This is a genomic window from Aeromonas sobria (assembly GCF_006243315.1).
GTDB lineage: Bacteria > Pseudomonadota > Gammaproteobacteria > Enterobacterales > Aeromonadaceae > Aeromonas > Aeromonas sobria_A.
In genome coordinates this window covers 1-14038 of sequence record NZ_NKWE01000078.1, presented here as the reverse complement: position 1 = coordinate 14038, position 14038 = coordinate 1, and the positions used below count along the sequence as shown (strand labels likewise).

10 protein-coding genes and 1 rRNA gene are annotated in these 14038 nt (G+C 60.5%); 7 read left to right on the top strand and 4 right to left on the bottom strand.

Translation table 11 applies throughout. The features are described from left to right. Positions 1-579: 579 nt before the first annotated feature. Together cphA and CF137_RS20800 are read left to right on the top strand one after the other, a co-directional pair. Positions 580-1344, top strand: a complete 765-nt coding sequence (gene cphA, locus CF137_RS20805) for a CphA family subclass B2 metallo-beta-lactamase (protein ID WP_139721396.1) — start codon at positions 580-582, stop codon at positions 1342-1344. 215 nt (positions 1345-1559) lie between these two features. Beyond that, positions 1560-2831 (top strand): hypothetical protein, encoded by a 1272-nt coding sequence (locus CF137_RS20800; protein WP_139721394.1) that lies wholly within the window; start codon positions 1560-1562, stop codon positions 2829-2831. 74 nt (positions 2832-2905) lie between these two features. Here the strand turns inward: CF137_RS20800 and CF137_RS20795 are convergent, their stop codons facing one another. The 3 genes from CF137_RS20795 to CF137_RS20785 all read right to left on the bottom strand — a co-directional run bounded on the left by CF137_RS20795 (position 2906) and on the right by CF137_RS20785 (position 6385). Further along, positions 2906-4156 carry a DEAD/DEAH box helicase gene (locus CF137_RS20795; RefSeq protein WP_139721392.1) on the bottom strand — a complete coding sequence of 417 codons (1251 nt, stop codon included), beginning with the start codon at positions 4154-4156 and terminating at the stop codon, positions 2906-2908. Between the two features lie 98 nt (positions 4157-4254). Then, on the bottom strand, positions 4255-5730 hold the full coding sequence (locus CF137_RS20790) for a GGDEF domain-containing protein (RefSeq protein ID WP_139721390.1): 1476 nt from the start codon (positions 5728-5730) through the stop codon (positions 4255-4257). A gap of 190 nt (positions 5731-5920) precedes the next feature. After that, positions 5921-6385, bottom strand: coding sequence for a hypothetical protein (locus CF137_RS20785; protein WP_139721388.1), 465 nt, complete (start codon positions 6383-6385; stop codon positions 5921-5923). Between the two features lie 198 nt (positions 6386-6583). On the opposite strand from CF137_RS20785, the gene CF137_RS20780 reads away from it, so the two are divergent. Together CF137_RS20780 and CF137_RS20775 are read left to right on the top strand one after the other, a co-directional pair. Then, positions 6584-7492: an SAM hydrolase/SAM-dependent halogenase family protein gene (locus CF137_RS20780; RefSeq protein WP_139721386.1), complete on the top strand. Its 909-nt coding sequence runs from the start codon at positions 6584-6586 to the stop codon at positions 7490-7492. Between the two features lie 177 nt (positions 7493-7669). Further along, on the top strand, positions 7670-10708 hold the full coding sequence (locus tag CF137_RS20775; protein WP_139721383.1) for a cytochrome c peroxidase: 3039 nt from the start codon (positions 7670-7672) through the stop codon (positions 10706-10708). 72 nt (positions 10709-10780) lie between these two features. Here CF137_RS20775 and CF137_RS20770 read toward each other — a convergent pair whose 3' ends face one another. Then, the gene (locus tag CF137_RS20770; protein WP_005343397.1) at positions 10781-11341 is read right to left on the bottom strand and encodes a gamma carbonic anhydrase family protein; all 561 of its coding nucleotides are present in this window, start codon (positions 11339-11341) and stop codon (positions 10781-10783) included. Positions 11342-11545: 204 nt separating this feature from the next. Here CF137_RS20770 and CF137_RS20765 point away from each other — a divergent pair, with 204 nt between their 5' ends. The 3 genes from CF137_RS20765 to CF137_RS20755 form a co-directional block, all read left to right on the top strand. Beyond that, positions 11546-12187 carry a ribonuclease T2 family protein gene (locus tag CF137_RS20765; protein WP_139721381.1) on the top strand — a complete coding sequence of 214 codons (642 nt, stop codon included), beginning with the start codon at positions 11546-11548 and terminating at the stop codon, positions 12185-12187. Between the two features lie 131 nt (positions 12188-12318). Further along, positions 12319-13362, top strand: coding sequence for an NAD(P)H-dependent flavin oxidoreductase (locus CF137_RS20760; RefSeq protein WP_139721379.1), 1044 nt, complete (start codon positions 12319-12321; stop codon positions 13360-13362). A 581-nt stretch (positions 13363-13943) separates the two neighbouring features. Continuing rightward, a 16S ribosomal RNA gene (locus CF137_RS20755) occupies positions 13944-14038 on the top strand; the annotation flags it as partial.

Genomic DNA, 14038 nt, shown 5'->3' with positions numbered 1-14038 from the left:
GGTGAGGGGGGTCGCTATCTGTGTTGTAGGGCCGTAGGTTCGAATAGCGAAGCGTATTCGGACGATCGCGAACAGGTCGTGGCTGAGAAGCTGAGGACATCCGGAGTTTTCTGCTGGTCTTGCCATGACTCGGTGCGCGGCGGTAAACGGACGATTACGCTGCGCTAATCGACCCTACATGATGGGGCTTATTGTTACCTCCCCTCATCCCCGGCCCTTCTCCCCTTGTTTGTGATCAAGAGTGGGAGAAGGGAGCAGATATGCTCCGCTGATTGAAGGTTGGCTGTGTGGTGCGGGTGAATATGTGTGGCTTGGAATTGGCACGGGCCATCCCCTCTCCCTCGGGAGAGGGCTAGGGTGAGGGGTCGCTATCTGTGTTGTAGGTTCGAATAGCGCAGCGTATTCGGACGATCGCGAATAGGAGGTCGCTGCTGATTTCTCCGGACTTTCCCCAGACTTCACTTTCTCTTCACACAACCTCATTTTCCCCTCACAAATCCCCCGTATCTTCTGCCCACTGCTTAAAAGGCCCGGCTTGCCACAGGGGTGGCGAGGGGGCGGTTGGTTCGAGGGAGCAAGATGATGAAAGGTTGGATAAAGTGCGGATTGGCCGGTGCCGTGGTGCTGATGGCGAGTTTCTGGGGTGGCAGCGTGCGGGCGGCGGGGATCGAGCTCAAGCAGGTGAGTGGCCCTGTCTATGTGGTGGAGGACAACTACTACGTCAAAGAGAACTCCATGGTCTATTTCGGGGCCAAGGGGGTGACTGTGGTGGGGGCGACCTGGACGCCGGATACCGCCCGCGAGCTGCACAAGCTGATCAAACGGGTCAGCAGCAAGCCGGTACTGGATGTGATCAACACCAACTACCACACCGACCGGGCAGGCGGTAACGCCTACTGGAAGTCCATCGGGGCCAAGGTGGTGGCGACGCGCCAGACCCGGGATCTGATGAAGAGCGACTGGGCCGAGATTGTCGCCTTTACCCGCAAGGGGCTGCCGGAGTACCCGGACTTGCCGCTGGTGCTGCCAAACGTGGTGCATGATGGTGACTTCACCCTGCAAGAGGGCAAGGTGCGCGCCTTCTACGCGGGCCCGGCCCACACGCCGGACGGTATCTTTGTCTACTTCCCCGACGAGCAGGTGCTCTATGGCAACTGCATCCTCAAGGAGAAGCTGGGCAACCTGAGCTTTGCCAATGTGAAGGCCTATCCGCAGACCATTGAGCGGCTCAAAGCGATGAAGCTGCCGATCAAGATGGTGATCGGCGGGCATGACTCACCGCTGCACGGCCCCGAGCTGATTGATCACTATGAAGAGCTGATCAAGGCGGCGCCGCAGTCCTAGCGGCTGCGCGACAGACAGCCTGCAAGCCTTGCCATTGCTGCAATCAGCGGCCATAACGGCACACCACAAAACGCCCGCTTTCAGGAAATGAGCGGGCTTTTTTCTGTTGCGGCTTTTTTGGTGGCTGTGAGTGTGCGGCATTAACGCTGTTCAAGGGAGGGCGGCTTTCATAAGATGGCCTTCTCTCTTTTCCCTGAAAGCCATCAATTTTCGTTATGCAATACGCCTCTCTCGCGCGCCTCAAGCAGGCTTTTATCACCGGGATGTGGGCCTCGCTGGTCAGCATCGTTATCGGCTTCGCCTTCAAGGTGTGGCTGGCGCAGTGGGTCGCCAAGGGGGAGCTGGCGCTGTTCAACAGCGTGGTGGATTTGATCTCCCTCTCCTTTATCCTGATGACAGGTTTTCGCTCCTCAATGGTGGTGAGCTACTCCCAGACCAGGAACGATCGGGACATCATCAATATCTTTCGCTATTTCCTCATCGGCATCGTGTTGCTCACCTGGGGGGCGGTGATCCCCTATATCAAGCACGGGCTCCATATCCGGGTGGAGTATCTGCAACTGGTGGGGGTTATCTTCGGGCTGGGGCTCAAGGTCTATTTCACCAATCTGGTGGCCATGTACCGGATGTATGAGCTCTCCAACCGGGTCACCTGGCTGGAGCCGCTGGCCAACGGCCTGCTGTTTATGGCTTGCTACTTCGGGCTGGGGATGGATGCGCTCCCTTCGCTCTTCTACGGGCTGACCTTCTCGTCGCTGGCCATCGCCGGTTATATGTATGTTTCGCGGCGCCGGGCCATTGCCACCAAGCCACTCGCCAAAGTAGCGCTCGGCCCCGAGATGGTGAGTTATGTGAAGAAGAGCTTTACCGCCTCGCTGGAGGCGGGGGCCAGCATCCTGATGATCTACATCACAGTGCTGCTCACCATCCGCCACTTCAGCATCGACGAGCTGGGGGATTTTCAGGTGGTGGTGCGCCCCATCTTCACCTACATGACGCTGCTGTTCGTCTTCCCCATCTACCGTTTTGTGCTGCCGGAGCTGGCGGTCAATCTGCGCAATGGCGATCACCGCCAGATCAGGATGATCCGCCGCTGGATCTTCCGTCTCTCCGCCATCGTCAGTCTGGCCTTCTTTGGTTTGATGCTGCTGGCGGGCAAGCCGCTGGTGCTGCTGTTGTTCCCCGCCGACTACGTGGGGGCGGTGCCGGTGCTGTTCCACTTCTCGATCTTCTTTATTTTTATGATGCTCAACGGCTATCAGCTCGCCTATATCAAGGCTCACGGCCACTTTACCCAGAGCCTGCTGATCCGGCTGGCGGGTATAGTGGCACTGGTCGCCGCTTACTATCTGGTGGCCGAGTTCACCGCCAACGTGGTGGCGATTATCGTGGCGCAGGGGCTTGGTTATCTGGTGATGTTTATTCTCTCGACCCTGGCGGAGCGGCAGATTTTGCGTTCCCTGCCACTGGTACTGGCGACCCGCTAGCTGGCGGGCGCTGGCTTGTATCGGATAACAAAAAACGCCCGTGCGGGCGTTTTTGTTGGCGGTGCAGGGGCGGCTTAACGCTTGCCCTTGCCACCCTTGTTGCCAGAGAGCGCCTGCTTTCTGGCGCGCTGCTTCTGGGCCGCCTTGCTGTTGCGGCGTGGCTCGGGCTCGAAGCGGGTCAGATCCGGCTCAAAGCCCGGGAACCACTGCTGGGGCAAGCGGGTGTCGAGCACAGCTTCCACCTTCTCCAGCAGCGGCGCATCTTCCGGGCTGAACAGGGTAACTGCGAGTCCCTTGTTGCCAGCGCGGCCAGTGCGACCGATGCGGTGGACGTAATCCTCCGCCACAAACGGGAACTCGAGGTTAATCACGTAGTTGAGATCCGTGATATCGAGGCCGCGCGCCGCCACGTCGGTGGCGACCAGCGCCTGCAGGGTGCCGGCGCGAAACTCCAGCAGTACCTTCTCCCGCGCGCTTTGCGACAGATCGCCGTGGAAGGCCAGCGCATTGATGCCCGCCTTGCCGAGCTGCTGGGCCAGCTTGTCGGCCCCCTGACGGGTGCGGCTAAAGATCAGCACCGGCGCCCACCCCTTCACCTTGATCAGGTGCTCCACCAAGGCCACCTTGCGCTCGCCATCCACCGTATAGACCCGCTGCTCCACCTCGGCCGCCGTGGTGTTGCGCGGTGCCACTTCAATCAGTTCGGGGTCGCGTAGCAGCACCTTGCTCAAGGCAAACAGGTTGTCGTCGCAGGTGGCAGAAAAGAGCAGGGTCTGGCGATCCGTCGGGATCTGTTTGAGCAGGGCTTTGATCTCGTCCATAAAGCCCATGTCGAGCATCCGATCCGCCTCGTCAAACACCAGATGGCTGAGGTGCTCAAGGCTCAGGGCCCCCTGACGCAGATGGTCGAGCAACCGACCCGGGGTGGCGATCAGCAGATCCACCCCGTTTTTCAGTGCGTCAACCTGCGCCGCGATACTCACCCCGCCGTACACTTGCGTGCTGGTGAGACCGGTGCCCTGACCGTAGCGCGCCACACTGTCGGCGACCTGCACTGCCAGCTCGCGGGTCGGCACCAGCACCAGCGCGCGGATCGGGCGGGTGGTGTCGCTTGCCGGGTGTTGCATCAGTTGCTCCAGCAGCGGCAGCACAAAGGCGGCGGTTTTGCCGGTGCCGGTCTGGGCGCCTGCCATCAGATCCCGCCCCGCCAAAATGGTGGGGATGGCGCGAGCCTGAATGGGGGTGGGGGCGGCATAGCCCAGTTCGGTCAGGGTCTGCTGCAGACGGGGGGAGAGGGCCAGTTCGGCAAAGGAGGCAATGGACATAGAGGGCACCAGTATGGGGTTATCGCGGCCAGCGGCCACAACGACACAATCATCGTGGCCGCGATGGTAACAGAAGCAGGGGGATCGGCAGAAGGCGGCTATGCCCCTGCTGCGTCCGGCAACGGGCGGATCAGCCGGATCGTGTTGCCCTCGTAGCAGGCGATGTTGTGCTTGCCCTGCTGTTTGACGTGGTAGAGCAGCTCATCGGCCAGATGCACCGCCTCGGTGACGGTGAGGTAGTCGCGAATGCGGATCACCCCGGCGGAGAAGGTGATGGGAGTAGGCAGCTCGGGGATCAACAATGGCCGATCCAGCAGGCGGCCAGCGGAGTGGACCATCATCTCGTCATCCTCCATCCCCTTGAACAACAAGACAAACTCCTCGCCGCCCCAGCGGATGGCGGTATCGACCTTGCGGATGCTGCCTTTGATATGACGGGAGAAGGCTATCAGCGCCAGATCGCCGATGGCGTGGCCATAGCGGTCGTTGATCGACTTGAAGTTGTCGATATCGAGGATCATCAGGTAGTCGTGCTCGTGCAGCAGCCTCTGGCTGAGAATGTCTCTTCGCGGCAGCCGGGTCAGGTGGTCGGTGTGGGCGAGGGTGCGCAGCCGCTGGTAGATCTGCTTCCAGGCCACCATCACCAGCAAAATGATGATGAGATAGATCTTGAAGGCGGCACCGTGCAGGGTCAGCTTGACGAAATCGAGCCAGCTGTAGGACCACTTCAGATAGAGATCTTCCCCCGCCTTGGTGCGCATAAAGGGTTTGCTCAGGCATAGGTGCCAGCGATGGCAGGGCTCGGCAGCTTCAAACGAGATGTTGGTGCGGGTCGGGTTGACGGTGTCGAAGGGGCGCAGCACATCGCGAAACGCCTCATCGACGGCGATATCGATCCCGAGCAGCCCGTATTTGTAGTCGCTGCGCCCCGACTGATGGATGAAGGGGAAGTACATCACGATGGTTTTGCGCATGCTGAAGCTGTCGATCTCGATATCGGAGACAAAGGCCTCATCGGCGCTGCAGAAGGGGCGGCCGGGCGCAAAGCTGGCGCAACCGAAGTAGTGATACCAGGCGGGCAGGTTCATCAGATCCACCTTGATTGGCGCCAGCCGGGCGGGCAGCACATTGTTGTCGGCCACCATGCCGATCAGCCGGTAGTCGTTCCAGATGGTGTAGATGTTGATCACCTCCGGGTAGGAGAGGGCATAGCGGAAGGTGTTGAGGATATTGGCGGCCGGGTATTGCAGCGGAATATCGGCAACGCGGTATTTGCTTCTCAGGTCGTAGCCATAGAGGTAGTTGGTGTTCGGCTTGTTGCGAACCAGGTGGTTGGGGGTCTCCAGCGACCGCTGGTAGGCGAGATAGCTGGTGATGTTCTCCACCTCGAGGATCTTGGCCCGCTGGTAGAAAACGTCGAACACGTTCTCCTGCTTGGCGGTGATGAGGTCCATGTCGTGCCGCAGGCTCTGATAGGTGTAATAGAACACGCAGCCCAATCCGGTCAGTATTAGCAGGATTGTCCCCAGCAGCGTCAGTTTGGGGGGGGCGATTCTAGCCTTATGCCACGCCATAGCGAGGTGCGTCTCCAGAGTGAAAGTGGTGTGATATTACTGGCAGGTCGCCAGATTAGCTGGAGTATACGTCAAAGCAAACCGGGGAGAATCCGCTGGCGCCGCTCACCGCCGACACTCGAGGGGCCACCGGCAATAGGCGGATAGCTGTTCCGTAGGGTCATGGTCTGGTGAGCGGCGGCGCAGTCAGCTATTCGACGATCAGCACGCTCTCGCTGGCCAGATGGTGCAGCCACTCCCTGACGATCAGCAGCACGACGGCAAAGTGCTCGTCGCGGGGCAGCTGGCTGGCGGCGAGGGGATCCCCTTCCGCCATGGCGGCCAGCTGGCCAAAGGCCTGCTCCACCAGAGCCCGGCTCAGTTCATTGTCCCCCAGCACTTCGGCCAGCGAAGGCCGACTGCGCAGAGTCAGTTGCAAGCCGGGCGGGATCTGCGGGGCGATGCGCATCAGCTCATCTTCCACCACCATGATGGCCCGCTCCAGCTCAAGGGGGGTGGGTGGTGCGTTGCGAAATGGCCCGGGCTGGATGGCGTGGGTGCCAAAGGCCAGCGGGTAGTGTGACGGTGCCCCATCTGGCTGGCTCAGCCAGACCTGACTGCTCTGTTCACCAATCTCCAGCAGCAGGGTCATCATCTCCGGTACGGGTTGTGTCATGGTGCTGAGCTCCTGTATTGTAAACGTTTTCCCATTCTGCCTTTGATACCCCCGCCGTCGCCGTTTGGCGAGCACAATTTCTGCGAGTCGTTCCTCACTTTGAGGCAAACCCCTTGCAAAAAAACCTACAAGTGGCAGTCTGGATGTCCAAATGGCTGTTGCCGTTTCGTTATCCTCAGATGATTCAGGAGTTCAGATATGGATATTCGCACCGCTCCCCGCGCTATCGCGCTCGCCCTCATGCTGGCCAGCGGCATCGCCGCCGCCAACGAAGCGCTGGTGATCCAGACCGATTTCGGCCTCAAAGATGGCGCCGTGTCGGCCATGAAAGGGGTCGCGTTTGGCGTAGATCGCAGCTTGCCGCTCTATGACCTGACCCACGAGATCCCGGCCTACAACATCTGGGAAGCCTCCTACCGCCTCTACCAGACCCTGCAGTATTGGCCCAAGGGCACAGTGTTCGTCAGCGTGGTTGATCCCGGCGTGGGCACCGATCGCCACTCGGTGGTGCTCAAGACCAAGAGCGGCCACTACATAGTCACTCCGGATAACGGCACCCTGACCCTGGTGGCCGAGCATTTCGGCATCGACACCGTGCGCCAGATCGACGAGAAGCTCAACCGCCTCAAGGGCTCCGAGAAGTCATACACCTTCCACGGCCGCGATGTGTACGCTTACACCGGTGCACGGCTCGCCTCCGGCGCCATCAGCTACGAGCAGGTGGGCCCGAAACTGCCCGCCGAGGTGGTGAAGATCCCTTATCAACCGGCAGTAGCTGACAAGGATGGTACCCTCAAGGGCACCATCCCGATCCTCGATGTGCAGTACGGCAACGTCTGGACCAATATCGACGATGCGCTGCTGACCAAGGCGGGGGTCAACAAGGGTGACAGCGCCTGTATCAAGATCAGCGAAGGGGATGTGGTCAAATATGACGGCAAGGCGCCTTACGTCAGCAGTTTCGGTGATGTGCCGGAAGGGCAGCCGCTGGTCTACCTCAACAGTCTGCTACAGGTGTCGGTGGCGCTGAATATGGACAGCTTCGCCGCCAAACATCAGGTGCAATCCGGCGCCAACTGGCATATCAGCCTGAAGAAGTGCTCCTGAAGATTGTCAGGCTTTCGACAAGCGGGTTTGAAGCAAGAGAGGGCAGCCAAAGAGGCTGCCCTCTCTCATTGTCTGATAAGGCGTTGTTGTCAAAAAGCATATTAATTGAATGCAATTGATAATGATTGGCATTTGGTTGGATAATCGCGCACTTGTCTGACCACCTAACCATACCGAATGAAAACCAGCCTTTTACTGCTCAGCCTACTGGCTCTGACCGCATGCAATGACAATCACAGCAATACGTCGGTGACCCCCTCACCCGAGGTGACCCCGCCGGTCGTCAAGCCGACCGAACCACCCATCACGCCGCCAATAGTACCGCCGGAAACCCATACCCGGGTGCCCCTGACCATAGAGGTCAATGTGGCCGATCGACTGGGGGCGGGGGCACTGCTTGAGGTGAAACAGGTCGCAACCGGGATCCGCGTGCAACAGGCTATCGAACCGGGCCAGCCTGTCAGCATCACCTTGCCAGCGGGTCTGCAACTGGATCAGCCGCTGGAGCTGCTCGGTAGTGACGAGGGCTATCTGCTGCGCGCGGTATCGGTGCGGGTGGCGGATCTCTCGGCCGGGATCACTCTGGCGCGCCGCAACAGCGTACCGCGGCTGGGGTTGAACGAGGAGGAGACAGCGCTCTTCCTGCTGGCGGATCAGAGCGGGGATGGCTCCCTCAGTCAGGCCGAGTGGGGCAGAGCAGAGGAGATCCGCGTGCAGCAACAGGCAGCCATTGAGGATTACGCCGCTTTCCTGCTGGCCCAGCGCCAGCCGGGCGCCGTGCTCGACTATGCCGACAGTTGGCAGATGCTGCTGGCCCTGCGCGATGACAAGCAGGCGCGCAGCTGGTATCAGCGCAGCAACAGTGCCCAGATCCAGTCCGCCCGCACCCAGCTCTATCCCGCCAACCTCAGCCAGCCGGATGAGCCGGAGACGGCGGATCTGCTGCGCCTCGATGAGCAGGGGCAGCTGGTGGTGCGGGGCCCCTGGCAGTGCCTGCACGATGTGCGCGCGGTCAGCGGGGTCAAGGGCAGCCAGTACTGGCTTTATGGCAGTGGTACTACAGCCCTGCCTGTTGCCACCCTGCCACAACTGGCTGTGGGGCCGAGCGGTTGCGGCCGCAGCGACTGGCGCCTGCCGACCCTCACCGAATTCGAGCGACTGCTGAGCAGTGACAAGTCGGCATGGCGCTACCCCAATACCTTTGCTGTCGCCCTGCCCGCCCAGCTCTGGCTGCTGGATGGTGCGGGTCAACCCCGTCTCTATCAGCTGGCGACCCGAACCTGGCTGGATGAGGGGGAGGGCAACCTGCTCTGGTATGCGCTGGCACCCTATCCAGTGCGTCCCTCCGTGGTGCGCGACAGCAGCAAGCCGGACATGGCGGCCCTGCGCGCCCAATACAGCGGTTCATCGGCCCAATGGCCTGCCGCCCGGGTGGATGAAGGGGTGGAATGGCAGGAGCTGGGGCCGCTGCCTGCCGTTCCCTTCCCGGCCGACAACCCCTATAGCCGGGCCAAGGTGGTGCTGGGTCAGCAGCTCTTTTTCGACAAGCAGCTCTCCAAGGGGCGGGATATCAGCTGTGCCAGTTGCCACGATCCGCAAAAGGGGTGGAGCGATGGCCTGAGCGTATCGGTCGGTCATCTGGGTCAGAAGGGTAATCGCAACGCCCCCTCCATCCTTAACAGCGCCTTCAGCTCGACTCAGTTCTGGGACGGGCGGGTCGCCACGCTGGAGGAGCAGTCGCTTCACCCGATCCAGAATCCCATCGAAATGGCGCTGAGCCATGACGAGTTGCTGGCCCGCTTGCAGGCCAGCCCCGACTATCAGGCAGCCTTTGCCACCGCCTTTGGCGATCAGGGGATCACGCTGGAGCGGATCGCCAAGGCGATCGCCACCTTCGAGCGCACCATCATCAGCCGCGACAGCGATTTTGAGCGCTTCGTCAAAGGGGATAGTCAGGCGCTCAGTGACAAGGCGCTGTGGGGGATGCACCTCTACCGCACCGATGGCCGCTGCATGAACTGCCACTCCGGCCCGCTGCTGAGTCAGCACGGGTTCGAGAGTGTAGGGCTCACCTATTACGGTCGTGGCAAGTTGGAAGATCGCGGTCGCTTCCTGCAGACCCGCAACAAGGCGGACATCGGTCGCTTCAAGACCCCCAGCTTGCGGGACGTCGCCTACACCGGCCCCTATATGCACAACGGCATCTTCCCGATCCTGGCCCAGCGTATCGGTGGTTCGGTGCAGGGCGTAGTGGCCATGTACAACTTTGGCGTGACCAAGTGGAGCAGCGGGGTCGGCTTCCCGACCGGCGCGGATCAATACGATCCCTTCTTCCCCAAAGCCTCCGATCACCTGCATGCCCTTGGCCTCAGCAATGACGAACTGGATGCCATCGGCGAGTTTCTGCGCAGCGCCTCGGCCGAGCCACGTCGCACCCCGGCCACGCTCGCTGAGCTGGGGGTGAGTGAGGCGGATGACCCGACCCTGGTGGGGGCGGTGATCACCGGGTTGGCGGTGCTACCTGCCCAACCTCAGCTGGAGGTGGGACGGACGCTTCCTCTGCAACTGCAGTGGCAACTGAGCGATGGCTCTCTCGGTCCGCTCGATGCGCCTGTTGATTGGCGCAGCGAACAGCCGGAGTTCGCTACCGTGAGTCCGCAGGGCGAGGTACGCGGTGTGGCGGTCGGTACGGCACGATTGGTGGCGACCACGGCTCGTCACACGTTGACCGTGACGGTGCAGGTGGTGGATGCCCAGCCCGATTTTGCCCGGGGCTGTCGTCAACCCGAGCTGGTGGCGGGCAAGCTTGCCTTTGTCTGCCAGCTGACCAAGGACGAGGCGGAGCGTCTGTCCATCTCCTATGACGGTGTGAGCAGTGACAGCGATGGCGACTACAATCCCTTCCCGCTGGAGTATGTGACCATGAGTCAGGCGCGGGCGCGGGATTACTGCCAGCAGCTGGTGGCGCGCGGTCACGATGACTGGCGTCTGCCGACCCGGGCCGAGTTGGAGGCGCTGTTTGCCGCCTACAACAAAGATGGAGCGACGGATCAGTTGCTCCAGCAGCAGGGGTGGCCGCTCTACAACCGCTACTGGAGCAGCGATGCGACTGCCAACGAGACTGGTGAGCTGCCGATGCTCGATCTGAGCACTGGTGACGCGCTATGGGATCTGGCGGATGAGGCCCATGCCGCCACCTGCGTCAGGGCCATCTAGCTTTCATAGATAGTCAGATAAAAAACGGGCGCCTCGGCGCCCGTTTTGTTCTCTGGTAATTAAAGAAAGGGATCAGAACTCGTTGGAGAGCGCCTTGTACCCTTTGACCAGATCGATATTGGTGTGGGCCACGTCTTCGGAGAACTCGGCGGCGTCGACCGAAACCCGCGGGATATGGGTCAGATCGCTCTGCTGGTTGATGCGGGTGGTGGAGGGAACGTAGAACTCCGGCGGCAGATCGCAGCCATCGATCACCGAGTTGTGACGCACCACGGCGCCATCGCCGATATGGCAGTTGAACAGCACGCTGTTGAAGCCGATAAAGACCCGGTTCCCCACTTCGCACGGCCCGTGGACGATGGAGCGGTGGGCGATGGAGGTGTACTCGCCGATGGTGACGGCGGCGCCGGATTTAGAGTGGATCACCACCCCATCCTGAATATTGGAGTTGGCGCCGATGACGATGGGTTCCATCTCGCCGTTGGCATCCACTTCGTCGGCGCGGATCACTGCATAGGGGCCGACGAAGACATTCTCTTTGATGATCACCTTGCCGCAGATGATGGCGGTCTTGTCGATATAGGCTGATTCGTCGATGACAGGCAGATGGCCGGAGGGATTCTTGCGGATCATGTTACATCCTGTGGTTGCCAAGAGGGATTATCGGGTGGTGGACGAGGAGTCTACCGGTCGGCCAGCTTACCCCTGCTCGCCCTCTGGTTAAACCCCTGACTGGTCTGACCCTTGTCGCGCGCCGTCTCGGCATGGCTGTTTCCCGCCGCCAGAATATGGGAGCATGGCGGTCATCCAAGCGTCGCGTTAGGTGGACATATAAAGATGAAGAAGATGATGGCCCTGTTGGCAGGTGGTTTGTTGCTCTCCTCTGCGGTGCAGGCGAAAGGGGAGGCGGGTGAGTTTGACTATTACGCCATGGCGCTCTCCTGGTCGCCCGAGCATTGCGCCGTCAAACCAGCAGATCGGGACCAGTGTTCCCGCAAGCTGGGGTTTGTGCTGCACGGTCTCTGGCCCCAGTACGATCGCGGTTACCCCAGTAACTGCACCCACGAACGGCTCGATCCCGATATGGAGAGCGAGTTTTCTGACCTCTACCCCAGCCGCTTTCTCTATCGTCATGAGTGGGAGAAGCACGGCACCTGCTCCGGGCTGAGCCAGCAGGCCTTCCATAAGCTGGCGAGCGATCTGCGCCAGAAGGTGAAGATCCCGGCGGCCTATCAATCCCCGGAAGAGCCGCTGCGCAAAAGCAGTTTCCAGCTCAAGGCCGATCTGGCGAGCGCCAACCAGTGGTTGGCCCCCGACAACATCACTGTGGCCTGCGCGGATGGTGGCCGCTTCCTGCGGGAGATCTACATCTGCGTCAATAAAGAGGGGACGGATGCGGTCACCTGCTCCGCCGAGATGCAAAAGCGCGAGCGCCGCTCCTGTGGCCAGCCGGACTTCCTGCTGCGCAGCGTGCGTTAAGGCTTCACTCTCTTCATCAGGCCCCTTGCGGGCCTGATGTGCAACCACAACTATCGGAAAGGAGTCTGACAGATGGATGGCAACAACCGGTTTGGCCCGACCGAGCGGGCACTGCTGCTCGGAGTGAACGAATGAGCCTGTTTACCGAGCTGGGGATGCGTTATCCCATTATTCAGGCGCCGATGGCCGGTGTGCAGGGCAGCGAGCTGGCGCTGGCCGTGACCCGTGCGGGCGGCTTGGGCTCCTTGCCCGCCGCCATGCTCGCACCAGCTGAGTTGCGTAGCGAACTGGCGCGTCTTGCCCAAAGTGGCCTTGGGCCATTTAACATCAACTTCTTCTGCCATCAGCAACGGGAGCCAGATCCCGTTGCGCTGGCCAGTTGGCAGCAGCACCTTGCTCCCTACTATGCCGAGTTTGGCGTAGAGCCCCCAGCCGTTACGACGGCGCCAAGCCGCGCCCCCTTCAATGAAGAGCATGCCGCCATGGTGGCCGAGTTCAGACCGGCGGTGGTCAGCTTTCACTTCGGCTTGCCCGCTCCCGAGCGGCTTGCCCGGGTGAAAGCGGCGGGGGCCAGGGTCTTTGCCAGCGCCACCACGGTGGCGGAGGCCGTATGGCTCGCTCACCACGGCGCCGATGCCATCATCGCCCAAGGGTTGGAGGCGGGTGGTCATCGCGGCCATTTCCTCTCTGATGATCTCGCCTTGCAGCAAGGCACCTTGACCTTGCTGGCGCAGATCCTCGCGGTGACCGATCTGCCGGTGATTGCCGCTGGCGGTATCGTCGATGGCAAGGGGATAGCCAACGCGCTGGCGCTGGGGGCCAGTGCCGTGCAGATGGGCACTGCTTTTCTCTGCTGCCATGAAGCAACCACCTCGGTGCTGCATCGCGCCGTCCTCCACTCGCCACAAGGCCAGCAGACGGCACTGACCAATCTGTTCAGTGGCCGCCCTGCGCGAGGTATCGTCAACCGTCTGATGCGGGAGCTTGGCCCGCTCTCGGAGTTTGCCCCTCACTTCCCTTATGCCAGTGGTGCACTGGCGCCGCTACGCGCCGCCGAAAAGGCAGGGGACGGCGGCTTCTCTCCGCTCTGGGCTGGGCAGAATGTATCGGGTTGTCGGGATCTCCCCGCCAGCGAGCTGATGGCGTGCTGGGTCAAAGAGGCGGGATTGGGGTAAGCCTCGCTATATATGCCTCTTTATATAGAAGCGGCCGTTGGCGCTGCGCGTCAGACGCGCCGATACGGCGATGATGTATGAGTGCCTGTACTGTGGTGAGGCGCTTATCCGGAGACAAAACCCCGCACTTCACCCACATCTGTGGATAAGTCTGTACAAAGGCTGTGTGTTGATATGAATAACTAATAAATCGCACTTTTTTGCAATTAAATTGCGGTAAAGCCTTGCCAATGTGAGCTGGATCTCTATAATACGCCACATCGACAGGGCAAGCGGCAACGCAAACAGTCTAGTCGGTAACCTCGAAAAGCCTTTGAAAATAAGGCTTGACTCGAGAAGGCGGTTGAGTAGAATTCCACTCCCGCAGCAACACACTGTTGCGTCGCTCTTTAACAATTTGAATCAAGCAATCTGTGTGGGCACTCACAGCATCGAGCATCAAAATTAATTTTTGATTTTCAATGTCTGGTGAAGTGACCAAGACGATTTCTTAGCAATAAGAAGTCGAACAGTTTATTTCAGCAATTCATTGAGCCGCTGAATGTTGTTACTTCGGTAATAACACGAAGCAAACCAAACTTAAATTGAAGAGTTTGATCATGGCTCAGATTGAACGCTGGCGGCAGGCCTAACACATGCAAGTCGAGCGGCAGCGGGAAAGTAGCTTGCTACTTTT